Consider the following 22,124-nt stretch of genomic DNA (forward strand, 5'->3'; position numbering starts at 1 on the left):
CGCGGTCCGGCACGTTCCCCCCGGGGCCGCCGGGCGTTAGCGTGCGCACGACACTGGCCTGACGGCGGAGGTGGACACATGACCCTGTCCAGACGGAATCTGCTGGCCGCGACGGCGGTCACGAGCATGGTGGGTGCGACGGCGATGACAGGCGAGGCAGCTGCGGCACACGAGGCGAACGGGGCGGACGGGGCCCATGAATCCGGCCTGACCAGCCCCGGAGAGTCAGCGGACGCCACGGGCGACGGCCGCCCCCGTACCCGCACCGGCTTCGACCGCCTGTCCGCCGACGGCTACGCGCTCCTGTCCGGCCGCCGGGTCGGCGTCGTCACCAACCCCACCGGCGTCACCCCCGGCGTACGCCACATCGTGGACGTGATGCATGCCGACGAACGGGTGGATCTGGCCGCCGTCTTCGGCCCCGAGCACGGCTTCCGCGGCACCGCCCAGGCCGGCGGGTCGGAAGGCAGCCACGAGGACCCCGCCACCGGCCTGCCCGTCCACGACACGTACGGCAAGAGCGGCCGGGCGCTGGCCGACATCTTCACCCGGTCCGGTGTGGACACCGTCGTCTTCGACATCCAGGACGTCGGCGCCCGCTTCTACACCTACATCTGGACGCTGTACGACTGCATGGTCGCGGCCGTCCTCGCGGGCAAGCGCCTCGTCGTCCTCGACCGGCCCAACCCGGTGACGGGCCGCGCCGCGACCGGCCCCGTACTGGACCGCGCCCAGGCCTCCGGCGTCGGCCGCGAACCGATCGCGCTGGCACACGGCATGACCGTGGCCGAGCTGGCCCTCCTCTTCAACGCGGAGTTCGTGCCCCGCGCCGCGGGCCGCCCGGCCGAGCTGGAGACCGTACTGATGAAGGGCTGGCGGCGGCCGGACTTCTTCGACGCCACAGGTCTCCCCTGGGTCCCGCCGAGCCCCAACATGCCCACCACCGACACCGCCCTCGTCTACGCGGGTACCTGCCTCTTCGAAGGCACCAACCTCTCCGAGGGGCGCGGCACCACCCGCCCCTTCGAACTGCTGGGCGCCGACGGCATCGACCGCCGCTGGTCCGCCGCGGCCAGCGAGCTGGCCGCGGACCTCGGCCTGCCCGGCGTCCGCTTCCGCGAGGCGTACTTCGCCCCCGCCTTCTCCAAGTTCCAGGGCAAGACCGTCGGCGGCGTCCAGCTCCACGTGCACGACCGCACGTCCTTCGACCCGGTCCGTACCGGCATCGCCCTGCTGATCACCGCGAAGCAGGTGTGGAGCGGCTTCGCCTGGCGCCCGGACCACTGGATCGACAAACTGACGGGCACCCCGCGCGTACGGACGATGATCGACGCGGGCGCCGGAGTGGACGAGGTGGTCGCGGCCTGGCAGGACGACCTGGCACGCTTCCGGCGGCTGCGGCGGGAGTTCCTGCGGTACCGGTGAAGCGGCCGCCCGGGGCCCCTGGTTCGATCAGCACCACGGGCTCACCGCCGCCACCACCAGAAAGGCTTCCGATGCCGTTCCACTGCGCACTGCGCGCCCCCGGCGCCCCGGTCCGGCACACCGGGGGCGCTGTCGAGGTCGAGGACCCGGACGACTACACGTACCTCGCGATGACCGCGAGCGGCCTGCTGGCCGAGGCGGGCTACGGGTTCACCATCGGCGGCTTCGGGACGGAGCACTGGAACTTCGATGTCGCCTACGACATGTCCGCTCTCCTCGAACAACTCCCCGAAATCCAGGACAGCCTGCGCCGAGGCGTGCGGTACGAGGCCGACCTCTACCCGCAAGGAGTGGAGCGCGGCATCACGTTCAGCCCGTCCGGCAGCACGGTGGAACTCCGGTGCGCCTCCCGCACCTCCTGGGTCCCGGATCCGGACACCGAAGTCCACGAGCGCGCGAGCCTGGAGGCCATGTTCGACAGGCTGACGCATGACGTCGCGTCCGGACTGCGGAGCGTCTGCCCGCAGGTCGCCGGACTGCGCCCGTTCCGCGACTGGAGGTGAGGACCTGACAGCCCCGGACATGCCGGTACGGGGCTGCGGCCGAGCGGAGGACCGCACCGGCCGGTACGGGGCTGCGGCAGGACAGAAGACCGCACCGGCCGGTACGGGGCTCCGGCGGGACGGAAGACCGCACCGGCCGGTACGGGACTCCCGCGTCACAATGTGCGCAATGTGTCCTGGTGGCACCCGAGACGTACGGGCATGGTGGAAGACCTGAGCCACCCCGCCCGTTCTGGCCCGCCCCGTTCCGGCCCGCCCGTTCCGGCCCGCCCCCTTCCGGAGGGACCACCCCATGCCCACCCCCATGCCCACCCCACCGCACTCCCCCGCCGTCCAGCTCACCGAACACGCCCTGGCCTACCTCCACTCCGCCGCGCTGCGGGCGGCAGCCCTCCTCGGCGTCGCCGACCACCTGGCCGACGGCCCCCGCACCGCCGGGGAACTCGCCGCCGCCACCGGCACCGACCCCGCCCACCTCCGCCGCGCCATGCGCCTCCTCGCGACCCGCGACGTGTTCCGCGAAGACTCCGACGGCGCCTTCCACCTGACGCCCGCGGCCGAACCCCTGCGCTCCGACGCCCCGTCGTCCATGCGCGACGCCGTCGTCATGCTCACCGACGAACCGTTCTGGCGGCCGGCCGGACAGCTCGCGGACACCGTACGGGCGGGCCGCACCGTCTTCGAGGAGATCTTCGGCGCGCCCTACTTCGGCCATCTGGAACGCGTACCGGAAGCGGGCGCCGTCTTCGACACCGGCATGGCCGGCCTCGCGGAGAGCGAGAACGGCCCCATCGCCGCCGCGTACGACTTCCCCGCCACCGGCACGGTCGTGGACGTCGGCGGCGGACGCGGCGGCCTGCTGCGCCAGGTGCTGCTGCGCAACCCGGACCTGACCGGCATCCTCCACGACCAGGAATCCGTCCTCGGCCACCACCTGCTGGACCGCCCCGACCTCACCGGCCGCTGGCAGACCCACTCCGGCGACTTCTTCACCGCCGTCCCGCCCGGCGCCGACGTCTACCTCCTCAAACGCATCCTGCACGACTGGAGCGACGACGACTGCGTCCGCATCCTGCGCGCCTGCCGCACCGCCATGACCCGCCCCGGCAGCCGCCTCCTGGCCATCGACGCGGTCGTCCCTCCGGGCAACGCCCCCCACCCCGGCAAGACCATGGACATCCTCATGATGACCTCCTTCAACGGCCGCGAACGCAACGAACCCGACATCCACCACCTCCTCACCACCGCCGGCCTGAAACCGTCCCGCACCCTCCCCACGCATTCGACACTGTCGATCGTGGAGGGGGTGGTGGGGTGAAAGGGGCGGCATGACACGCGGCCTCGCCCCGGAGTCCGTTTCTGCGGCCGGATGCGGTTGGGGGCTCGCGGGGGGCTTTGGGTGGGGCGGGGTCTCAGGGGGTGAGACGGCTTATCCCATCTATTGACTGGTTCGGCGTCCCGCGTGACAGTGCGCCTCGTGCACAGTGACGCGACATCAGCAGCCGCTCAGGGCGGCGGCGGTCTTTCGGCAGCTTCTGGTCCGGTCTCGGAGTCGGACGCCAGGGCGCCGGACGCCGCCGGACGGCCCGAGAGCCTTCGCCGGGTGGCCGTGGCCTCGTTCATCGGGACGGCCATCGAGTTCTACGATTTCTATATTTATGGGACGGCTGCCGCCCTCGTCCTCAATCAGGCGTTCTTTCCCACTCTCGATCCGGTCAACGCCACCCTCGCGTCGTTCTCCACCTATGCGGTGGCGTTCGCCGCGCGGCCGATCGGGTCGGTGGTGTTCGGGCACTTCGGGGACCGGGTGGGGCGCAAGTCCGTGCTGGTGGCCTCGTTGTTGTTGATGGGGTTGTCCACTGCGCTGGTGGGGTTGCTGCCGGGGTACGGGACGCTGGGGGTCTGGGCGCCGCTGCTGCTGATCCTGCTGCGGTTCCTCCAGGGGATCGGGCTGGGGGGCGAGTGGGGCGGGGCCGCGCTGCTGGCGGTGGAGCACGCGCCGAAGCGGCGGCGCGGGATGTACGCGGCGTTCCCGCAGCTGGGGCCGTCGGTCGGGTTCTTCGCGGCGACCGGGGTGTTCTGGCTGCTGTCGGCGGTGCTGGACGACGCCGCGTTCCGGTCGTGGGGCTGGCGGGTGCCGTTCCTGTTGTCGTTCCTGCTGGTGGCGGTGGGGCTGTTCGTACGGCTGAAGATCAGCGAGACGCCGGTGTTCGCGAAGGTGATGGACGCGCACGAGGCCAGCAGGGTGCCCGCGCTGGACGTGGTGCGCCGTCACCCCCGCGAACTGCTGCTCGGCGCGGGCGGCATGATCATCGCCTACGGGCTCTTCTACACCGCGACGACGTACTGCCTGGCGTACGCCACCGGCACGCTCGGCGTCTCCCGCAACACCATGCTCGGCCTCTCCCTCGTCGCCTGCCTCTTCCTGGCGGCCGGCACCTGGCTCGCCGCCACCCGCTCGGACGGCGCGGGGCGGCGCAAACTGGTCCTGGCCGGGACGGTGCTCGCGGTGGTCTGGGGGATGATCCTCTTCCCGCTGCTGGACACCGGGCAGCCGGTGCTCATCGCGGTGGCGATCGGCGGCGCGCTGTTCTGCATGGGGGTGGTGTACGGCCCGATGGGCGCGTACCTGCCGGAGCTGTTCGGCACGACGGTGCGGTATTCGGGCGCCTCGCTGGCGTACAACCTGGGCGGGGTACTGGGCGGCGCGGTCTCGCCGCTGGTGGCGACCCGGTTGCAGGCGGCCTTCGGGTCCGGCTCGGTGGGGTGGTACGTGACGGCGATGGCGGTCGTGTCGCTGGTGTGCGTACTGGCGCTGCCGGAGACGCGGGAGCGGGAACTGGGCTGAGGGCGCGCGGCCCGCGCCGGGCGCCGACTGCCGCGAACGGGCCATGCGTGGCGTATGGCCGGATCCGCCCGCCCGCAGGACGATGCGCTGCACACCGCGGCGCGGCCCGGAATTCCGGCCCGGCAGCGTGGCCCGGCGCGCCGCCCAGGGGGTCGTCATGACGGATACCGCAGACAGTTCCGGCGCACGGGCGGCGGGCATCGGCGTACAGCCTTACTGGGAGCTGACGTTCGACGCCGACGGGGACCCGGACGCCGGGCAGCGTGACCGGCTGGTGGCCGGGGCGGCGCAGCAGCGCGTCACCGACCTGCTGGTGTTCGCGCACGGCTGGAACAACGACCGTTCGATGGCCACGCGTCTGTACCAGCGGTTCTTCGCACCGTTCCCGGCCATGGCGGGCGCCGGGGTGCGGCTCGGCTACACGGGCGTCATCTGGCCCGCGATGCGCTTCTCGGACGAGCCGATCCCGGATTTCGACCCGGTGGCGGCGGGCACGCCCCCGGCACCGGCTCCGCCGCCGCCGGCACCGGCCGGGCCGCCGCTGCTGGACGACGCGACGCTGCACGCCCTGATGCGGACCTTTCCCGGCCGGGAGCTGACGCTGCGGCGCCTTCAGGAGCTGCTCGCGGAGCGGCCGGCGGCCCGTTCCGCCTTCGACGAGTTCGCGCGCCTGGCACGCGAACTGGTGGCGGTGCGCGAGGGCAGCGCGGCGCAGCGGCTGGCCGAGGACGCGGGGTCCGGCACGCCCGCGATGCTCACCGACGACCCGCTCGGGGTGTGCGAGGTGTTCACGGCGGCGCTGGAGAAGTGCGGCCGCCAGGAACTGTTCGGCGACGGCCTGAAGAGGATGTGGAACGGGGCCAAGGAGCTGCTGCGGCAGTCCGGCTACTACGCGATGAAGCGGCGCGCGGGCGTGGTGGGCCAGCTGGGGCTGGGACCGGCGCTCGGCAAGGTGGTCAAGAGCGCGCCGGGTACGCGGATCCATCTGATCGGGCACAGTTTCGGCGCCCGTCTGGTGTCGTACGGGCTGCGCGGTATGCCGGCCGGTGTGACCGGGGTGAAGTCCGTGACCCTGCTGCAAGGGGCCTTCTCGCACTACGCGTTCGCCCCGCGGCTGCCGCACGACCCGGACCGCGGCGGGGCGCTGGAGGGGGTGCAGCAGCGGGTGGACGGCCCGATGGTGTCCTGTCACTCGCGGCACGACTCGGCGCTGAGCATGCTGTATCCGCTGGCGTCCAAGCTCTCCGGCGACTCGGCGAGCTTCCTGGGCCTGTTCGACCGGTGGGGCGCGATGGGCCACGACGGCATCCAGGCCGTGGACGGCGCCCGGCGCCTGGACCTGGGCGCCGCGGTGCCCGGTAAGGGCTGTGTGAGCGTCGACGCGTCCTCGGTGGTCCGCAACGGCCCCCCGCCCGCCGGCGCGCACAGCGACGTCTGTCACGGGGAGCTGGCGCGGGTGGTGCTCGCCGCCGGGCGGGTGGTCACGAAGTAGGCGGGCGCGGAACCGCTCGCGGGAGTGACGGAACCGCTCGCGGCAGGGGCGGAACCGCTCGCGGCGGCGCCGTCCGGTCCGTGCCGTCCGGCGCCTTCCGGTGCCGTCCGGCTCCGGCCGCGTACCGGACCGGACGGCACCAAGTCGGCCGCGACGCGGATCGACGGTCGCGGTGTGGGTACCAGCAGTCACCGGCGCATCTTTCGAAAGGGCTGCCGACAGCGCCGCAGCCGGGAGGCGGACGACCTTAACTTTCTCAAATCCCCACAGATGTACGGTGGATGATGCACACGAGGCGCGCTGGGCGCCGCGGGGGGCACCGGGAGCGAGCGGCGTGCCCGGTGCGGCGCGAGTGCCGTCACCACGTATCCGCAAGACAGTTCGATGGATCCGGCGGGCGGTCCGCTACGTCCATTCTCTGTCCAGTCGGGTCCTCCCCACGGAGGTGGGATGAATTGGCCGGTTTCAGAGCTCTCGCAGAACAGGTGCGCAACCCCCGTCTCGTCGCCACGCAGCGGCGTACGGCCTTGCGCAAGTGCCTGGAGCGCTTCGCCCCGTACGGGCATCGCGCGACCTGGCACCATCTGTGCACCAGGGCGGGCATCGCGACCGAGGACCGCGAGCCCGACCCGGCGCGGCTGATGGCCGCACTGGAGGAACTGGAGGAGGCCCGCGCCGTCTGGCTCGGGTACGAGAAGGAGTTCGCGGCCCGTCGGCGCCGCGAGAAGCACGACGGTATCCGGCAGCCCAGCGCGATCGACGACTGGCACCGGCGTACCTGGGGCGGCTGTGACATCGTGCCGTGCGAAGCGCCCCACCGGCATCCGGCGGCGCCGCTGGCCGCGGTGCTGCGCAGCATGATCCGCGCGATGGAGTCGGGCACGCCGCGGGCCGGCTGCCCGGTCTGCGGTACGCAGCACTTCGTCTGGCGCACGGATCTCGAACGCTTTCCGGTGGCCGGGCCGGTGTGCCAGGAGTGCGGGATCGTGGCGCCGCTCGCCGTCCTGACCCGGGAGACGCTGGCGGGGGCGCGGGAGTCCTCCCGTGAGCGGCGGCTGTACGTGGCGGCCTGAGGGGCGCGGGGCGCCGGCCCCGTCGGCGGGGCCGGTTGTCGGACCCTGCTGTCATGCTCGGGGGCATGGTGCAGGTATGCAGCAACGGCGCACGGAACGCCACCGGCTCCAAAGTGGTGCCGAGGGTCCCGGTGGAGCCGGCCGATGCCGCGGGGAAGGCGGCCGCGGCCGGCGCCCGGGACCTCGGCGGCGGCCTGCTTCCGGGCAGCGACGGCGTGCTTGCCGGAGGCGGCGGCCCGCTTGCCGGAGGCGGCGGCCTGCTTTCCGGGCGCGACGGCCCGTTTCCCGGACGCCGCGGCCTACTTCCCGGAGGTAGGTGAACGATGTACGTTCCGCGTCATGCGTGTGCTCGCCCCCTCCCGTACCGTCGCGCCGCCGGGGTGGAGCCGATGGCTCGTTCCGCCCGCGGCGCTCTCCATCCACCTCGCCATCGGACAGGCCTATGCCTGGAGCGTGTTCAAGCCGCCCCTGGAGGCCTCGCTCGGGCTGTCCGGCACGGCCTCCGCGCTGCCGTTCCAGCTGGCCATCGTGATGCTGGGGCTGTCCGCCGCCTTCGGCGGCACCCTCGTCGAGCGCAACGGCCCGCGCTGGGCGATGGCCGTCTCGGCCGTCTGCTTCTCCTCGGGTTTCCTGGTGGCGGCGCTCGGCGCGGCCACCCGGCAGTACTGGCTCGTCGTCCTCGGCTACGGCTTCATCGGCGGTATCGGCCTGGGCATCGGCTACATCTCCCCCGTCTCGACGCTCCTGAAGTGGTTCCCCGACCGTCCCGGCACGGCGACCGGCATCGCCATCATGGGCTTCGGCGGCGGCGCTCTGATCGCCTCGCCGTGGTCCGCCTGGCTGCTGGACGCACTGGGCGGCGGCACCTCCGGCATCGCCCGTACGTTCCTGGTCATGGGGCTGGCGTACGCCGTCTTCATGACGCTCGGCGTGCTGCTGGTACGGGTGCCGCCCACCGGCCGGTACGCCCCGGACGCCCGCGGCGCCCCGGACCCGCGCCGGGCGGCCGTGCCCCGCCCGCTGGTCACCACCGCGCAGGTCTCGGCCCGTAACGCTTTGCGCACGCCGCAGTTCTGGTGTCTGTGGGTGGTTCTGTGCACGAACGTCACGGCGGGCATCGGCATCCTGGAGAAGGCCGCGCCGATGGTCTCCGACTTCTTCGCCCGCAGCCCGGCGCCGGTGAGCGCGTCGGCCGCCGCGGGCTTCGTCGGCCTGCTCTCGCTCGCCAACATGCTCGGCCGTATCGTCTGGTCGGCCACCTCCGACCTGGCGGGCCGCAAGAACGTGTACCGCCTCTACCTGGGCGCCGGCGCGCTGATGTACCTGCTGATCGCGCTGGCCGGGGACGCCTCCAAGCCGCTGTTCATCGGGTGCGCCGCGGTCCTCCTCTCCTTCTACGGCGGTGGGTTCGCCACCGTACCGGCCTATCTGAAGGACCTGTTCGGCACGTACCAGGTGGGCGCGATCCACGGGCGGCTGCTCACCGCCTGGTCGACCGCGGGCGTGCTGGGTCCGCTGATCGTCAACGCCGTCGCGGACGCGCGCCGCTCCTCCGGGCACACCGGTTCCGAGCTGTACACGACGTCCTTCTTCGTCATGATCGGCCTGCTCGTCGTGGGGTTCGCCGCCAACGAGCTGGTGCGGCCCGTGCACCCCCGGCACCACGAGCCGTCGTCCGCGGAGGCCCCGCCCGCGGCCCCCGCGCCCGCCGCTCCGAAGGGAGCCGCCCCGTGACCGCCCGGCGCACCGCCCTGCTCGTCCTGGCCTGGCTGTGGGTGGGCCTGCCATTCGGGTACGGCCTGTACGAACTGGCGCTCAAACTGAGACAACTCTTCACGGGATGAGAGAAGACGGGGTGGGCGCATCCGGCCTCGGAAGCCGAAGACAGGGTGGGCACCTCCGGCCCCGGGAGCCGGGGAATGCCACGCACCGGGCCCTCACCACCACATGCGAAGGCGGACGTCCATGGCAGAGCTGCACGATCTGACCGCGTTGGAGCAGGCCGCAGGGGTACGGACCGGCGAGCTGTCCCCCGTCGAGATCACCGAGCACTACCTCGCCCGCGCCGGGGAACTGGACGCGACGCTCGGCGCGTTCCTCACGCGTACGCCCGATATCGCCCGCAAGCAGGCGGCAGCGGCGGAGGCCGAGGCCGCCGCCGCGCGCCGCGAGGGCCGTACGCTGCCGCCGCTGCACGGCGTGCCCGTACCGGTCAAGGACCTCAACCAGGTCGCCGGTGTGCGCTGCACGATGGGCTCGCGGACGCTGGCCGACAACGTGGCGCAGCGGGACGACCACGTCGTCACCAAGCTGCGCCGAGCGGGCACGATCCTGCTCGGCAAGACCAACACCCCGGAGTTCGGCCTCCCCTGTTACACCGAGAACCTCCTCGCGCCGCCCGCCCGCACACCGTGGGACCTGGAGCGTTCGGCGGGCGGTTCGAGCGGCGGGGCCGCCGCCGCGGTGGCCGGCGGGCTGGCGCCCGTGGCGCACGGCAGCGACGGCGGCGGGTCCGTCCGTATCCCCGCCTCGCTCTGCGGGCTGTTCGGCATCAAGCCGAGCCGCGGCCTGATCAGTTCCGGCCCGCTGCTCCACGACGTCGCGGGCCTGGGCACCGCGGGCCCGCTCGCCCGTACGGTCGCGGACGCCGCCGCGCTGCTGGACGCGATGGCGGGACCGATGCCCGGCGACCCGTACGCGGCGCCCGCGCTGCCGCCCGGCGAGACGTACACCGCGTACGCCGGGCGCGACCCGGGGCGGCTGCGCGTCGGCTGGCTGGCCGACGTCCCGTTCTCCGGCATCGAGGTGCACCCGGACTGCCGGGCCGCCGTCGCGGAGACGGCCGCGCTCCTCGCCGGGCTGGGGCACGAGGTGGACGAGCTGACGCTGCCCGGCGACGACAGCTCCCGCTACGCCTTCACGCGTGTCTGGTCGGTGATCGCCGCCAACCGCCCGGTGCCGCCGGGGGCCGAAGCGGACCTGATGCCGCTGACCCGCTATCTGCGCGGGCGCGGCGCGGAGATCACGGCCGTGGAGTACGCCCGTGCGCTGTACGCGTTCCGGATGCTGGGGCAGCTGATCGCGGACGGCGTGATGCCGCGGGACGGCGGCTTCGACGTGGTGCTGACCCCGACGGTCGCCCAGCCGCCGCCGCGCGTGGGCGGGCTGCGCGACGACGCGGACCCGCAGGCCGAGTTCGCCGCGGTCGGAGCCTTCACCCCGTACACGGCGCTGTACAACGCCACCGGTCAGCCCGCGGTGAGCGTCCCGCTGCACTGGAACGCGGCGGGCCTGCCGATCGGTGTCATGCTCGGCGGGCGGTACGGCGAGGACGCGACGCTCGTCGCGCTCTCCGCCCAGTTGGAGGAGGCCCGGCCGTGGGCGGGCCGCAAACCCGCGATGTGGTGAGCGTCAGCGGTCCGCGCCCCGCCGGGCGGCACGGCGGCCGTCGCTCCGCCCGGTGGCACGGCGCTCGTCGTCCCGCGCGGCGGCGTCGCGTCCGCCGTCCCGGGCGCCGGGCGCCTCGGCGCCGGCCGCGCAGCGCCCGTCCGCACCGTCCGTACCGTCCGTACCGTCCGTACCGGAATTCTGCCGTCCGGCCTCGCGGCGGTCCTCCGGGGCACGCGCCGCGGCGGCGCGCGCCCCGGACGTCCCGCCTCCGCCCCCGGATGCGTCCCCGCGTCCCCGGGACGGCCCGCCGACCCGGTCCACACGCAGCCGCCGCGCGCCCGGTCCCTGCTCGCCGAGCTGGTCGTACGGGTTGGACAGCGCGCAGTTCTGCAGGGACAGGCAGCCGCAGCCGATGCAGTCGGCCAGCCGGTCGCGCAGTTCGACGAGCTGGGTGATGCGCTCCTCCAGCTCCTCGCGCCAGACCTCGGAGAGCCGGGCCCAGTCGTCCCGGTTGGGGGTGCGTTCGTCGGGCAGTTCGGCGAGCGCGTCACGGATGACGGCGAGCGGGATGCCGACCCGCTGGGCGGCGCGCACGAAAGCGACCCGGCGCAGCGCGTCGCGGGTGTAACGGCGCTGGTTGCCCGCGGTCCGGGTGCTGCTGATCAGTCCCTTGGACTCGTAGAAGTGCAGGGCGGAGACCGCCGCGCCGCTACGCGCGGAGAGCTGGCCGACCGAGAGCTCGTGGACCTTGTGAGGAAGCTGGGGCACGCAACCAACCCTATCCGTGTACATGCCCGGTGGGCTGCGGGGATGTGCCCGGTCCGGGCCCCCTGGCAGGCGCGTCCGGGCCCCCGGGCAGGCGGACGCGCCCCGCCCCCGGCCACCGCGCGCGCGGGCGGCGCCCGGTCACAGATAGAAGCGGCTGAGCGTCTGGGCGACGCAGACCGGCTTCTCGCCGCCCTCGCGTTCGACGGTCACCGTCGTCGCGAGCTGCACGCCGTCGGGCACCTCGGTCACGCCCGCGATCCGGGCCGTCGCGCGCAGCCGTGAGCCGACCGGGACGGGAGCGGGGAAACGGACCTTGTCGACGCCGTAGTTGATGCCCATCCTGACGTTGTCGACCCGCAGCAGCTGCGGTACGAGCGCGGGCAGCAGCGCCAGCGTCAGATAGCCGTGCGCGATGGTGGAGCCGAACGGGCCGGACGCGGCCCGCTCCGGGTCGACGTGAATCCACTGGTGGTCGCCGGTGGCGGCGGCGAACAGGTCGATCCGCTTCTGGTCGATCTCCAGCCAGTCACTGGTGCCGAGGTCCTCGCCGACCGCGTTCCGCAGTTCGTCGAGCGAGCCGAACACCCGGGGCTCTGCCATGTCCGTATGCCTCCTCAGGCTCCGCAGACGCGGACCGTACCGTCCACCGACTAAGCGCTTGCTCAGGATGCTCAGGATGTGCGGCGGGCCGGTCCCTGTCAATGCCTTCCCGGCTCACCCGTCCCGTCGGGCCTGGCTCACGGCCGCGCGCCGACCATCCGCAGCACCAGACCGGCGTACAGGTCGCCCACCTCCTCCGGCGTACGGGCGCCCTCCGCGGAGAACCAGCGGGCCACGTCCACGCAGAGCGACAGCACCGCGAGGGTGGTGCCCGGCACGTCGCCGACCGTGAACTCCCCCGCGTCGGCCCCGTCCTGGAGGATGCCGCGCAGCGAACGGTCGGTACGCCGCCGCAGATCGGCGACGTGCGCGTAGTGCTCCTCGCTCAGCGCCTGCAGCTCGTACTGGATGACCCGGGCGGTGGTGTGGTGCCGGGCGTGCCAGCGCGCGAAGGTGCGCACGGCGACGCCGAGCCGCTCGGCGGGGCCGCCGTCGGCGCCCGCCGCCTCCTCCATGATCCGCAGGGCCTTCTCGTGGCCGATGCCGCTGATCCGGAAGAGCAGCTCTTCCTTGGTCTTGTAGTGGATGTAGAGCGCGGCGGGGCTCATTCCGGCCCGGCCCGCGATGTCCCGGGTGGTGGTGGCGTGGTAGCCGCGTTCGGCGAACGCCTGGACGGCGGCGCAGACCAGGCGGCGGGCCGCTTCCGGGGACACGTCGGCCCAGTCCTCCGCCGGGCCGTCCGTCTGCTCCGCCTCCGTGACCATCGCGTACCCCGATCCTCGGTCCGCCGCGGGCCATCCACGACGGACCGAACACCTTACCCCGCCGGTGAGCAAGCGCTTAGAGCCGCCGGACGCCGGGCACGGAAGGGCCGTCGGGCGCCGCGCGCGGAAGGACGGAAGGCCGGAAGGGCCACCGGCCGCCGCGTACGGAAGGCCGGAGGGTCAGAACGCCGAGACGCCGGTGAGCGCCCGCCCGATGACCAGCTTCTGGATCTGGCTGGTGCCCTCGTACAGGGTCATCACCCGGGCGTCGCGCAGCAGCTTGCCGACCGGGTACTCGTCGATGTAGCCGTAGCCGCCGAAGACCTGGAGCGCGTTGTTCGCGGCGCGCACCGCCGCCTCGGAGGCGAACAGCTTCGCCTTGGACGCCTCGGTGACGAACGGCTCGCCGCGGTCGATCAGGTCGGCGACCCGCCAGGTCAGCAGGCGCGCGGCGTCCACGTCCACGGCGATGTCGGTGATCAGCTCCTGCACCAGCTGGTGGTGGGCGATGGTCCGGCCGAACTGCTCCCGCTGCGTGGCGTACCCGACGGCGGCGTCCAGGGCGGCCTGCGCGATGCCCACACAGCCGGCGGCGACCGACATCCGGCCCTTGGCCAGTGCCGACATCGCGACGGAGAAACCTTTCCCCTCCGGGGCCAGCATGGCGTCTGCGGGCACCCTGACGTCCTGGAGGACCAGTTCGGCGGTGGCCTGCCCCCGCAGCCCCAGCTTGCCGTGGATCTCCCGGCGCTCCAGGCCCGGGGTGTCCGTGGGGACGAGGAAGGCGCTGACGCCCTTGTGGCCGGGGGCGTCGCCGGTGCGGGCGAACAGCAGCACCACGTCGGCCCAGGTGCCGTTGGTGATGAACATCTTGGTGCCGTTGACGACGTAGGAGTCGCCGTCCCGTACGGCACGGGTCGCCAGGTTGCCCGCGTCCGAGCCGGTGCCGGGCTCGGTGAGGCCGAAGCAGCCGATCGCCTCGCCGGAGGTCAGCGGGGGCAGCCACCGCCGCTTCTGCTCCTCGTCGCCCCAGGCCGCGATGGTCTTGGCGACCAGGCCCAGCGACACGGAGACAATGCCGCGCACCGCGGAGTCGCCGCGGCCCAGTTCCTCGGTCACCAGCGCGTAGGCGAGGTGGCCGCCTCCGGAACCGCCGTACTCCTCGGGGACCGTCAGGCCCAGGAAGCCCACCTCGCCGAGTTTCTTCACGATGCTCCGGTCGACGCGTTCGGCGCGGTCCCAGGCGGCGGCGTGCGGGGTGATCTCGCGGTCGACGAAGCCCTTGGCGAGCTGCCGGGCGGCAGCCTGCTCCTCGCTGAGCTCCAGGTTCATCAAGGCCCCTTGGGGAGGGTGACGGCAGCCGGGCCGCCCGGACAACCGGACGCACCTTAACTACCACTGCTAGTTTTCGGGCGGCAGCCTCTACTATGTGCGGCATGGCCCGACCCCGCAAGCCCCTCCTGAGCCGGGAGCGCATCGTCACCACCGCCCTCGCACTCATCGACGCGGAGGGGCTGGCCACCCTGTCCACCCGGCGGCTCGCCGCCGAACTGGGCGTCAGCGGGCCGTCCCTGTACAACCACTTCACGACCAAGGACGAGATCCTCGACGCCGTCGCCGACACGGTGATCGCCGAGGTGGACGTGTCGGCCCTCGCCACCGGCGCCGACTGGCGGGCCGGCCTGCTGGCCTGGGCCCGCTCCTACCGCGCGGCGCTCGCCGCGCACCCGAACATCGTGCCCTTCCTCGCCCAGGGCCCCGGCCGCCGCCCGGCCGGCCTGAAGATGGCCGACGCGGCCTTCGGCGGCATGGTCGAGGCCGGCTGGCCACCGGCCCAGGCGACCCGGATCTGCGCCATGGTCCGGTACTTCGTCGCGGGCTCCGCGCTGGGCTCCTTCGCGCGCGGCTTCGTGGCCGACCCGGGCGCCTACGACCCGGCCGACTACCCCCACCTGGGCCAGGCGCACCTGCTCGCGGAGCATCAGCAGCGGGTCGACGAGGGGGCGTTCGAGACGGGCCTGCTGGCACTGGTCGACGGGCTGGCGCTGCGGCATCCGGGTCCCGCCCCGCCCTCCGCCATGTAGCTGTAAGGTACATCCGCCCGGGTGGTCCCGGTGCGGCGCGCGTCGGCCCGCGACGTGCTCCGCCTGCGCGAGGGGAGACGACGTGCGTGATCCGATCGCCGCGGTACGGGACCGGAGCGCGCCGTGGACCCGGCACCGCCGGACCCGGTACGCCGTCCACGTCCTGCGCGGCCAGGCCCAGGTCGACTTCGTACCGAGCGCCGTCACCGGCGCGGTCTTCTCGCTGGCGCTGTGCGCGGCGGGCTGGGCGTACGGCGCGTACGGACTGCTCGGCACCGCGGCGGGCACGGCCACGGCGCACCTGCTCGGCGTGGACCGCGGCCGGATCGCCGCGGGCCTCGAAGGCTTCAACGCGTGTCTGGTGGCGGTCGGTTCGGCGGTCTTCCTCGGCCCCGGGCACCTGTCCACCGCGCTGGTCGCGCTGGGCGGCTGCGTCGTGGTCACGGTCGTCACGGCGGCCGTCGCGCGCGTACTGGGCACCTGGCGGCTGCCGACGCTCACGCTCCCGTTCTGCCTGGTGGCGAGCGCGCTGACGACCGCCGCGCCGGGCTTCGCGCACCTCTGGCACCAGGCCGCGGCCCCGGCGGCGCTGCCGCGGCCCGCCGGTCCGCCGTCCGGGCTGTCGTTCACCGACCTGTGGCACGCGCTGTTCGCCAACGTCGCCCAGATCTTCTTCATGCCGCAGTGGTACGTGGGCGCACTCTTCCTCGCCGGGATCTTCGCCGCGAGCCGGACGGCGGGGGCGGTGGCGTGCCTGGGCAGCCTGACCGGCACCGGCACCGCGTGGGCGCTGGGCGCTCCGACGACGCAGATCACGTCCGGCATCGCGGGCTACAACGCGGTGCTGGCCGCCATGGCGCTGTGCGGGGTGTTCCTGGCGGCCGACCGGTGGAGCGTGGCGTACGCGGTGGCGGGGGCGGCGGCCGCGACGGCCCTGACCCCGGCCCTGACGGCTCTCACGGCCCCGTCCGGCGGCCACGCCTTCACCTGGCCGTACGTCCTGACCACCCTCGTCTTCCTGGCGGCGGCCCCGGCGTTCCCCCGCCTGCGCAAGGCCGGTGAGCCGGCGCTCGCCGTATAGGCGGTACGGGAACGGCGCTCTGGCGTCCAGCCCGCACCGACGGCAACGCTCTCATGGTCGGCACCTTCCTCACCGTCGCCGTGGGGGCGGCCTGGCTCAACGGCACGCTTCCGGGCGGCTTTGCGGAAGACGGCTGGTCCGCTTACGCGCTGGGGCACGCCGTCGCGGCGGGAGGTCTGCTGATCGGACGGCACTGGCTCCGACGCGGCAGGCAGGCGACGAGGGAGAGCCGCACACAGCACCAGCCGGTCCTCGCGGCCCACCGGGACGCGGTCCTGGCCCGCGAGGCCGAGTCGAAGCGCGGGGACGGACCGGGGCGGGAATAGCGGGGGGCCATGGCCGACTTCACCGCACCCTGCCCGGCGGCCCGGCAGCCGTCACCGTCTCCGACCGCGCCGCGTACACCGCCGCCACGGATCAGAAGACGACCAGGGCGCGGCCGCCCTTGCCCTCGCGCATTGCCTGAAAGGCGGCGGGGATGCCGTCGAGGGCGATGTGTTCGGTGACCATGCCGGACAGGTCGAGCGCGCCGCTGCGGACGTGTTCGGCGATGCGCGGCAGGTCGGCGGCCGGGTCGCTGTTGCCGTAGACGCAGCCGGACAGGGTGCGGCCGAAGTAGAAGAGTTCCAGGGCGGAGAAGGTGACCTGCTGGTCCTGGCCGCCGATGCCGACGACGGTGGTGCGCCCGCCGCGCCGGGTGGACGACCAGGCCGTACGGATGGTGTCCGCCCGGCCGACGCACTCGATCGCGACGTCCGCGCCGTGCCCGCCGGTGAGTTTGCGGATGCGCTTGGCGGTGTCGTCCGACGCGACGAGGAACTCGGTGGCGCCCGCGGCGCGGGCCAGTTCCTCCTTCGCCGGGGACACGTCCACGGCCACGATCGGGCCGGCTCCCGCGATCCGCGCGGACTGGAGGGTGGCCAGGCCCACGCCGCCCGCGCCGAACACCGCCACCGACTCCCCCGCCCGGACCCGCGCACTGTGGTGCACGGCGCCCCACCCGGTCAGTACGGCGCAGCCGAGCAGCGCCGCGTCGGTGAGCGGCACACCGGCCGGCAGCGGCAGCGCCGCGCGGGCCGGGACGACCGTCTCCTCGGCGAAGACCGCGGTGCCCAGGCCCGGGTAGAGGTCGGTGCCGTCGGCGGCCAGCCGGGCGTACGGGGTGTTCGCCGCGGCCCCGGAGTCGGCGCACAGCCAGGGCTCGTCCAGCCCGCAGAAGTGGCAGTTCCCGCAGGAGGGGGCCCAGTTCAGGACGACCTGGTCGCCGGGGGCGAGGGTGCCGACGCCCGCGCCGACGGCGGTGACGGTGCCCGCGCCCTCGTGCCCGAGGACGGCGGGCGCGGGCTGCCGCAGCGTCCCGTCGGACAGCGACAGGTCGGAGTGGCAGACGCCGGCCGCCGCCAGGCGGATCCGCACCTGGCCCGGCCCGGGGCCGGGCAGTTCGATCTCGGCGACCTCCAGCGGGGCACCCACGGCGGTCAGTACGGCGGCACGGGTCATACGGACGTGGCTCCTTCGGACTGTGAAACGCGGACTTCGAAACGCGGACTTCGAAACGCGGACTGCGAAACGGCCGGGCTCAGAGCTGGAGGGACTTGGTCTGGAGGTACTCGCTCAGGCCGTGCGGGCCCAGTTCCCGGCCGATGCCGGACTGCTTGAAGCCGCCGAACGGCGCGAGCGGGTTGAAGCGCCCGCCGTTGATGTCGACCTGGCCGGTGTCCAGGCGCCGCGCGAAGGCGACCGCCTCGTCCTCGTCCGCGGCCCAGACCGCGCCCGCCAGGCCGTAGACCGTGCCGTTGGCGATCTCCACGGCCTCCTCCTCGTCCGCGTACGGCAGGACCGCGACGACCGGGCCGAAGATCTCCTCCTGGGCGATAGTCATGCCGGGGGTGACGTCGGCGAAGAGCGTCGGGCGGACGTAGTAGCCGCGCTCGCGCCCTTCGGGGGCGTCCGGTCCGCCCGCGACGACCCGGGCGCCCTCCTCGATGCCGCGTTCGATGTAGCCGCGGACCCGGTCGCGCTGGGTGGCGTTGACGACGGGTCCGAGGCGGCTGGCGGCGTCCAGCGGGTCGCCCGGCACGTACTTGGCGATGGCCGCGGCGGCCAGTTCCAGGGCTTCGTCGTACCGGTCGGCGGGGACCAGCAGCCGGGTCCAGGCGCTGCACGTCTGACCGGAGTTGGCCATGACGTTGGCGATGTTGACGGCCACGGCCTTGCCGAGGTCGGCGCCGGGCAGCACCACGTTGGCGGACTTGCCGCCGAGTTCGAGGGCGCAGCGCTTGACGGCGGCTCCGGCGATGGCGCCGACCTTCCGGCCGACGGCGGTCGAGCCGGTGAAGGAGACCAGGTCCACGTCGGGGTGCTCGGCCAGTGCCTGGCCGGCGACCGGGCCGCGGCCGGTGACGAGGTTGAAGACGCCGGCCGGCAGGCCCGCCGCGTCCGCGCACTCGGCGAAGAGCTGGGCGGTCAGCGGGGTGTCCTCGGCGGGCTTGAGGACGATCGTGCAGCCCGCGGCGAGCGCCGGGGCCACCTTGGCGACGATCTGGTGCAGCGGGTAGTTCCAGGGGGTGATGGCGCCGACCACGCCGACCGGTTCGTGCAGGACGGTGGAGGTGCCGATCTTCTCCTCGAAGGGGTGGGTGGCGGCCAGTTCGGCGTACGAGCCGGCCACCGCGACCGGGACCGCGGCGTGCACCGCCCTGCTGAACGCCAGCGGCGCGCCCAGCTCGGCGGTGACCGTCTCGGCGATCTCCTCCGCGCGCCCGGCGAGCTGGTCGCGCAGCGCGGTCAGCCGGGCGGCGCGCTCGGCGGGTGCGGTGCGGGCCCAGGACGGCAGGGCGGCGCGGGCGGCGCGTACCGCCGCGTCGATGTCCTGCGCGGTACCGGCGGGGACGGTGCCGATGACCCGTTCGTCGGCCGGGTTGACGACGTCGATGGTGTCCGGTCCGGCGGCGGGCCGCCAGCTTCCGTCGATGTACAGAGCGTCGTGCTGCTTCACGTCGTCGCCTCCCACGCCGGTTGCTGTCCCGTGGGCCCCGAAGGTACCCGCCCGCCCAAACTAGCGGCGGTAGTTTTACGGCGCCAGCCCCCTTACCGGCCACGGGGGCGCGCCCCGTCGCGACGGGTTCGCTCGTCGCAGGGGCGCCCGGCGGCGGGCGGCGCCGGAGGGCCGTCGCCGGTTCTCTCCCGGGGCGGTGGCGCCGCGGCCTTGCGCGCCGGGCGGGCGGCGACGGCCGCCGAGGCCAGCAGGAGGGCGCCGAGCATCGCGAACGGCGCGGCGGTCCCGGCCAGCCCGGCCAGCAGGCCCGCCCCCGCGGGGGCCGCGACCTGGCCCAGGCGGTTGCCGGTCAGGCGCAGGGCGAGCGCCGTACTGCGGGCCGCCGCCGGGGCGGCCTGGACGACCGTGGTCATGGACAGCGGCTGGCCGACGCCGAGGCAGAAGCCGAGGACGGCGAGCATCACCGCCAGCGCCCAGACCGGCGCGGGCAGGGCCAGTCCGGCGCAGAGCAGACCCGCGAGCGCGCAGCTGGTCACCATCAGGGCGGTGCGCCCGAGCAGGCGGATCATGGGCGTCATGACCAGTCGGCAGGCGACCGTGGCGGCCGCGCGCAGGCTGAGCAGCAGTCCGACGGTGGCGGGCGCGATGCCCCGGTCCTCGCCGATGACGGGGAGGTAGGCGGTGAGGATGTCGGTCGCGGAGAGCACCGCGAGGCTCATGAAGATGCCGGCCGCGACGCCCCGGGTGCGCAGGATGCCCCGTACGGAGGTCCGTTCGACGGCTCGCGTGCGGTCCCGGGCGGCCCCGGAGGTGAGGGCTCCGCCCCGCACGGGCCGCTGTTCCAGGCGCCACAGGGACACGTAGGAGAAGGCGGCGAGGGCGCCCGCGGCGAGGAGCGCGGTGGCGCTGGTGGGTGCCATCGCGCCGTCGTGCTCGGAGACGACCAGTCCGGCGGCGGCCGGGCCGACGAGCTGGCCGAGGGAGGCGCCGATGGTGAAGTGGCCGAAGTTGCGGTCGCGTTCGTCGGGGGCGCTGCGCCGCGCGACGATGGACTGGGCACCGATGACGAAGCACAGGTGGCCCAGGCCCATCACCCCGCTCCAGGCGGCCATCGCCGGGAGCGAGCCCGCCACGCCGCTCAGCGCGCAGCCGCCGGAGATCAGGGCGACGCCCGCGACGAGCAGCGGGGCGCAGCGGCCGTGGTCGGTGCGGCGGCCGAGCGGTACGGCCACCAGCAGCGGCAGCAGCGCGTACACCGCCGTGATCACGCCGACCGCCCGTTCGTCGGCGCCCAGTGCCAGCGCCCGGTAGGAGACGGCGGGCCGGGCCATGCTCACCGCGGCCTGGGCGAAGGAGAAGGTGACGACCAGGCGCAGCAGCCAGCCCCGGCCGGGTGTGGCGGCGTCCACGGGTCAGATGATCCCGTACAGCAGGCCGGCGGCGAGGACGACCAGGGAGGTCAGCACCGCCCATTTCACGGTGAAGCGGGTGTGGTCGCCGAACTCCACCTTCGCCATGCCGACGAGGACGTAGACGGCGGGGACCAGCGGGCTGGACATGTGCAGGGCCTGGCCGACGAGCGAGGCGCGGGCGATCTCCAGGGCGCCGACGCCGTGTGCGGCGCCCGCCTCGGCGAGGATCGGGACGATGCCGAAGTAGAAGCCGTCGTTGGACATGAAGTAGGTGAGCGGGATGCTCAGGATGCCGGTGACGATGCCCATGTGCGGTCCGAGCGCGTCCGGGATGCCGTCGACGAGCCAGCGGGCCATGTGCTCGACCATGCCGGTGCCGGTGAGGACGCCGGTGAAGACGGCGGCGGCGAAGACCATGCCGGAGACGTTCAGGACGTTCTCGGCGTGGGCGGCGATCCGGGCCTTCTGGTCCGGCATGTGGGGGAAGTTGACGGTGAGCGCGGTGGCGGCGCCGAGGAGGAAGAGCACCGGGATGGGCAGCGTCTGCAGGACGAGGAGGACCAGCAGGGCGACGGTGAGCGCGGCGTTGAACCAGTAGAGCTTGGGGCGCAGGGTGGCGCGGTGCGGGTCCAGGCCCCGGAAGTCGTCGTCGGTGCCGGGGGCGGTGTCGGCGGGGCCGGTCGCCGTGGCGGGGCGGGCCTCGGCCGTGTGCGGTGCCGGCGTACGCGGTGCCGCCTTGCGCGTGACGGCCGTACGGACGCGGGCCCCGAAGCCCCCGGTCGCCGCGGCGAGCACCGGTTCGGCCGCCGTCGATCCGGACGCCGCCCGGTCGGTGGCGGTCCCGGCGTCGTCGAGCGTGAGCAGGCCGAGCCGCTTGCGCTCGCGGCGCCCGAGGACGTACGCGAGCAGGAAGACCGCGACCAGGCCGGTGGCCAGGGCCGGGACCATCGGGACGAAGATGTCGCCGGCGTCCAGTTTGAGGGCGGTGGCGGCGCGGGCGGTCGGGCCGCCCCAGGGGACGGTGTTCATGACGCCGTTGGCGATGGCGGCGACGCCCGTCATGACCACCAGGCTCATCTTCAGGCGGCGGTAGAGCGGGTAGAGCGCGGAGACCGTGATCATGAAGGTGGTGGAGCCGTCGCCGTCGAGCGAGACGATCGCGGCGAGCAGCGCGGTGCCGACCACGACCCGTACCGGGTCCGCCTTGCAGAACCGCAGGATGCCCCGGACGACCGGGTCGAACAGCCCGACGTCGATCATCACCCCGAAGTAGATGATGGCGAACATCAGCATCGCGGCGGTCGGCGCCAGGTCGCCCACGCCCTTGAGGACGTAGTCGCCGAGGTGCGCTCCCTTGCCGACCAGGACGCAGAACAGCGCGGGGATCAGAATGAGCGCTGCCATCGGCGACATCTTCTTCGTCATGATCAGCACCAGGAAGGTGGCGATCATGACGAATCCGAGGACTGTCAGCATGGGGGTACCTCACGTTCGCCTTTGAACACCGCCCGGGACGGCGGTCGAGGCGACGCTAGGTGGCCGAAACTTTCGTTAACAAGGTCTTGACGCGCGAGCAATACGAGCAAAACAACAAGCCGCCGAAGCGGTGTGCGCACCGCGGTCCGG

The 22,124-nt window shown here is 73.7% G+C and carries 19 protein-coding genes and 1 pseudogene; 12 read left to right on the forward strand and 8 right to left on the reverse strand.

Features of this window, described 5'->3' with window-relative positions; genetic code table 11:
* Positions 1-78: 78 nt before the first annotated feature.
* The 9 genes from A6A06_RS37395 (at position 79) to A6A06_RS37430 (ending at position 10,809) form a co-directional block, all read left to right on the forward strand.
* Positions 79-1,425: an exo-beta-N-acetylmuramidase NamZ family protein gene (locus A6A06_RS37395; RefSeq protein WP_073768059.1), complete on the forward strand. Its 1,347-nt coding sequence runs from the start codon at positions 79-81 to the stop codon at positions 1,423-1,425.
* A gap of 71 nt (positions 1,426-1,496) precedes the next feature.
* Entirely contained in the window at positions 1,497-1,988 is a 492-nt protein-coding gene (locus tag A6A06_RS37400) for a hypothetical protein (RefSeq protein WP_073768061.1), read from the forward strand.
* Between the two features lie 292 nt (positions 1,989-2,280).
* Complete coding sequence (locus A6A06_RS37405; protein WP_073768063.1) at positions 2,281-3,306, forward strand: methyltransferase; 1,026 nt, start codon at positions 2,281-2,283, stop codon at positions 3,304-3,306.
* A gap of 285 nt (positions 3,307-3,591) precedes the next feature.
* Positions 3,592-4,836, forward strand: a complete 1,245-nt coding sequence (locus tag A6A06_RS37410; protein WP_073768065.1) for an MFS transporter — start codon at positions 3,592-3,594, stop codon at positions 4,834-4,836.
* 157 nt (positions 4,837-4,993) lie between these two features.
* On the forward strand, positions 4,994-6,328 hold the full coding sequence (locus A6A06_RS37415) for a serine-threonine protein kinase (protein WP_073768383.1): 1,335 nt from the start codon (positions 4,994-4,996) through the stop codon (positions 6,326-6,328).
* Positions 6,329-6,783: 455 nt separating this feature from the next.
* Positions 6,784-7,401 (forward strand): hypothetical protein, encoded by a 618-nt coding sequence (locus A6A06_RS37420; RefSeq protein ID WP_073768067.1) that lies wholly within the window; start codon positions 6,784-6,786, stop codon positions 7,399-7,401.
* A gap of 339 nt (positions 7,402-7,740) precedes the next feature.
* Positions 7,741-9,135, forward strand: coding sequence for an OFA family MFS transporter (locus A6A06_RS37425; RefSeq protein WP_073768385.1), 1,395 nt, complete (start codon positions 7,741-7,743; stop codon positions 9,133-9,135).
* On the forward strand, positions 9,132-9,245 hold the full coding sequence (locus A6A06_RS44090; RefSeq protein WP_425274966.1) for an MFS transporter small subunit: 114 nt from the start codon (positions 9,132-9,134) through the stop codon (positions 9,243-9,245). The genes A6A06_RS37425 and A6A06_RS44090 overlap by 4 nt, the downstream gene beginning before the upstream one ends.
* 121 nt (positions 9,246-9,366) lie before the next feature.
* The gene (locus A6A06_RS37430) at positions 9,367-10,809 is read left to right on the forward strand and encodes an amidase (protein WP_073768069.1); all 1,443 of its coding nucleotides are present in this window, start codon (positions 9,367-9,369) and stop codon (positions 10,807-10,809) included.
* A gap of 285 nt (positions 10,810-11,094) precedes the next feature.
* Here the strand turns inward: A6A06_RS37430 and soxR are convergent.
* From soxR to A6A06_RS37450, 4 genes and pseudogenes are all read right to left on the reverse strand, one after another.
* Positions 11,095-11,559: pseudogene (gene soxR / locus A6A06_RS37435) on the reverse strand (redox-sensitive transcriptional activator SoxR); the annotation flags it as partial.
* A gap of 138 nt (positions 11,560-11,697) precedes the next feature.
* Complete coding sequence (locus A6A06_RS37440; RefSeq protein ID WP_073768071.1) at positions 11,698-12,159, reverse strand: MaoC family dehydratase; 462 nt, start codon at positions 12,157-12,159, stop codon at positions 11,698-11,700.
* A gap of 137 nt (positions 12,160-12,296) precedes the next feature.
* Positions 12,297-12,923, reverse strand: a complete 627-nt coding sequence (locus A6A06_RS37445; protein WP_073768073.1) for a TetR/AcrR family transcriptional regulator — start codon at positions 12,921-12,923, stop codon at positions 12,297-12,299.
* Positions 12,924-13,103: 180 nt separating this feature from the next.
* Entirely contained in the window at positions 13,104-14,255 is a 1,152-nt protein-coding gene (locus A6A06_RS37450) for an acyl-CoA dehydrogenase family protein (RefSeq protein WP_073768075.1), read from the reverse strand.
* A gap of 104 nt (positions 14,256-14,359) precedes the next feature.
* Here A6A06_RS37450 and A6A06_RS37455 point away from each other — a divergent pair, with 104 nt between their 5' ends.
* The 3 genes from A6A06_RS37455 (at position 14,360) to A6A06_RS37465 (ending at position 16,414) form a co-directional block, all read left to right on the forward strand.
* Positions 14,360-15,007, forward strand: a complete 648-nt coding sequence (locus A6A06_RS37455; RefSeq protein ID WP_073768077.1) for a TetR/AcrR family transcriptional regulator — start codon at positions 14,360-14,362, stop codon at positions 15,005-15,007.
* A gap of 82 nt (positions 15,008-15,089) precedes the next feature.
* Positions 15,090-16,088: an urea transporter gene (locus tag A6A06_RS37460; protein WP_079194614.1), complete on the forward strand. Its 999-nt coding sequence runs from the start codon at positions 15,090-15,092 to the stop codon at positions 16,086-16,088.
* Positions 16,089-16,141: 53 nt separating this feature from the next.
* Entirely contained in the window at positions 16,142-16,414 is a 273-nt protein-coding gene (locus A6A06_RS37465; RefSeq protein WP_073768079.1) for a hypothetical protein, read from the forward strand.
* 91 nt (positions 16,415-16,505) lie between these two features.
* On the opposite strand, the gene A6A06_RS37470 is transcribed toward A6A06_RS37465, so the two are convergent.
* The 4 genes from A6A06_RS37470 to A6A06_RS37485 all read right to left on the reverse strand — a co-directional run bounded on the left by A6A06_RS37470 (position 16,506) and on the right by A6A06_RS37485 (position 21,974).
* On the reverse strand, positions 16,506-17,588 hold the full coding sequence (locus tag A6A06_RS37470) for a Zn-dependent alcohol dehydrogenase (RefSeq protein WP_073768081.1): 1,083 nt from the start codon (positions 17,586-17,588) through the stop codon (positions 16,506-16,508).
* Positions 17,589-17,667: 79 nt separating this feature from the next.
* Positions 17,668-19,086: an aldehyde dehydrogenase family protein gene (locus A6A06_RS37475; protein ID WP_073768389.1), complete on the reverse strand. Its 1,419-nt coding sequence runs from the start codon at positions 19,084-19,086 to the stop codon at positions 17,668-17,670.
* Positions 19,087-19,178: 92 nt separating this feature from the next.
* Positions 19,179-20,495 carry an MFS transporter gene (locus A6A06_RS37480; protein ID WP_073768083.1) on the reverse strand — a complete coding sequence of 439 codons (1,317 nt, stop codon included), beginning with the start codon at positions 20,493-20,495 and terminating at the stop codon, positions 19,179-19,181.
* Positions 20,496-20,498: 3 nt separating this feature from the next.
* Positions 20,499-21,974 carry a CitMHS family transporter gene (locus A6A06_RS37485; protein WP_073768085.1) on the reverse strand — a complete coding sequence of 492 codons (1,476 nt, stop codon included), beginning with the start codon at positions 21,972-21,974 and terminating at the stop codon, positions 20,499-20,501.
* Positions 21,975-22,124: the final 150 nt, after the last annotated feature.

Origin of the sequence: Streptomyces sp. CB02923 (assembly GCF_001905005.1) — a bacterium.
In the GTDB taxonomy this organism is placed as follows: domain Bacteria; phylum Actinomycetota; class Actinomycetes; order Streptomycetales; family Streptomycetaceae; genus Streptomyces.

Bases quoted from the DNA above. Each gene is read 5' to 3' on its own strand.
- A6A06_RS37395 (WP_073768059.1), top strand. From the start codon at position 79: ATGACCCTGTCCAGACGGAATCTGCTGGCCGCGACGGCGGTCACGAGC.
- A6A06_RS37400 (WP_073768061.1), top strand. From the start codon at position 1,497: ATGCCGTTCCACTGCGCACTGCGCGCCCCCGGCGCCCCGGTCCGGCAC.
- A6A06_RS37405 (WP_073768063.1), top strand. From the start codon at position 2,281: ATGCCCACCCCCATGCCCACCCCACCGCACTCCCCCGCCGTCCAGCTC.
- A6A06_RS37415 (WP_073768383.1), top strand. From the start codon at position 4,994: ATGACGGATACCGCAGACAGTTCCGGCGCACGGGCGGCGGGCATCGGC.
- A6A06_RS37425 (WP_073768385.1), top strand. From the start codon at position 7,741: ATGCGTGTGCTCGCCCCCTCCCGTACCGTCGCGCCGCCGGGGTGGAGC.
- A6A06_RS37430 (WP_073768069.1), top strand. From the start codon at position 9,367: ATGGCAGAGCTGCACGATCTGACCGCGTTGGAGCAGGCCGCAGGGGTA.
- A6A06_RS37440 (WP_073768071.1), bottom strand. From the start codon at position 12,159: ATGGCAGAGCCCCGGGTGTTCGGCTCGCTCGACGAACTGCGGAACGCG.
- A6A06_RS37445 (WP_073768073.1), bottom strand. From the start codon at position 12,923: ATGGTCACGGAGGCGGAGCAGACGGACGGCCCGGCGGAGGACTGGGCC.
- A6A06_RS37450 (WP_073768075.1), bottom strand. From the start codon at position 14,255: ATGAACCTGGAGCTCAGCGAGGAGCAGGCTGCCGCCCGGCAGCTCGCC.
- A6A06_RS37455 (WP_073768077.1), top strand. From the start codon at position 14,360: ATGGCCCGACCCCGCAAGCCCCTCCTGAGCCGGGAGCGCATCGTCACC.
- A6A06_RS37465 (WP_073768079.1), top strand. From the start codon at position 16,142: ATGGTCGGCACCTTCCTCACCGTCGCCGTGGGGGCGGCCTGGCTCAAC.
- A6A06_RS37470 (WP_073768081.1), bottom strand. From the start codon at position 17,588: ATGACCCGTGCCGCCGTACTGACCGCCGTGGGTGCCCCGCTGGAGGTC.
- A6A06_RS37485 (WP_073768085.1), bottom strand. From the start codon at position 21,974: ATGCTGACAGTCCTCGGATTCGTCATGATCGCCACCTTCCTGGTGCTG.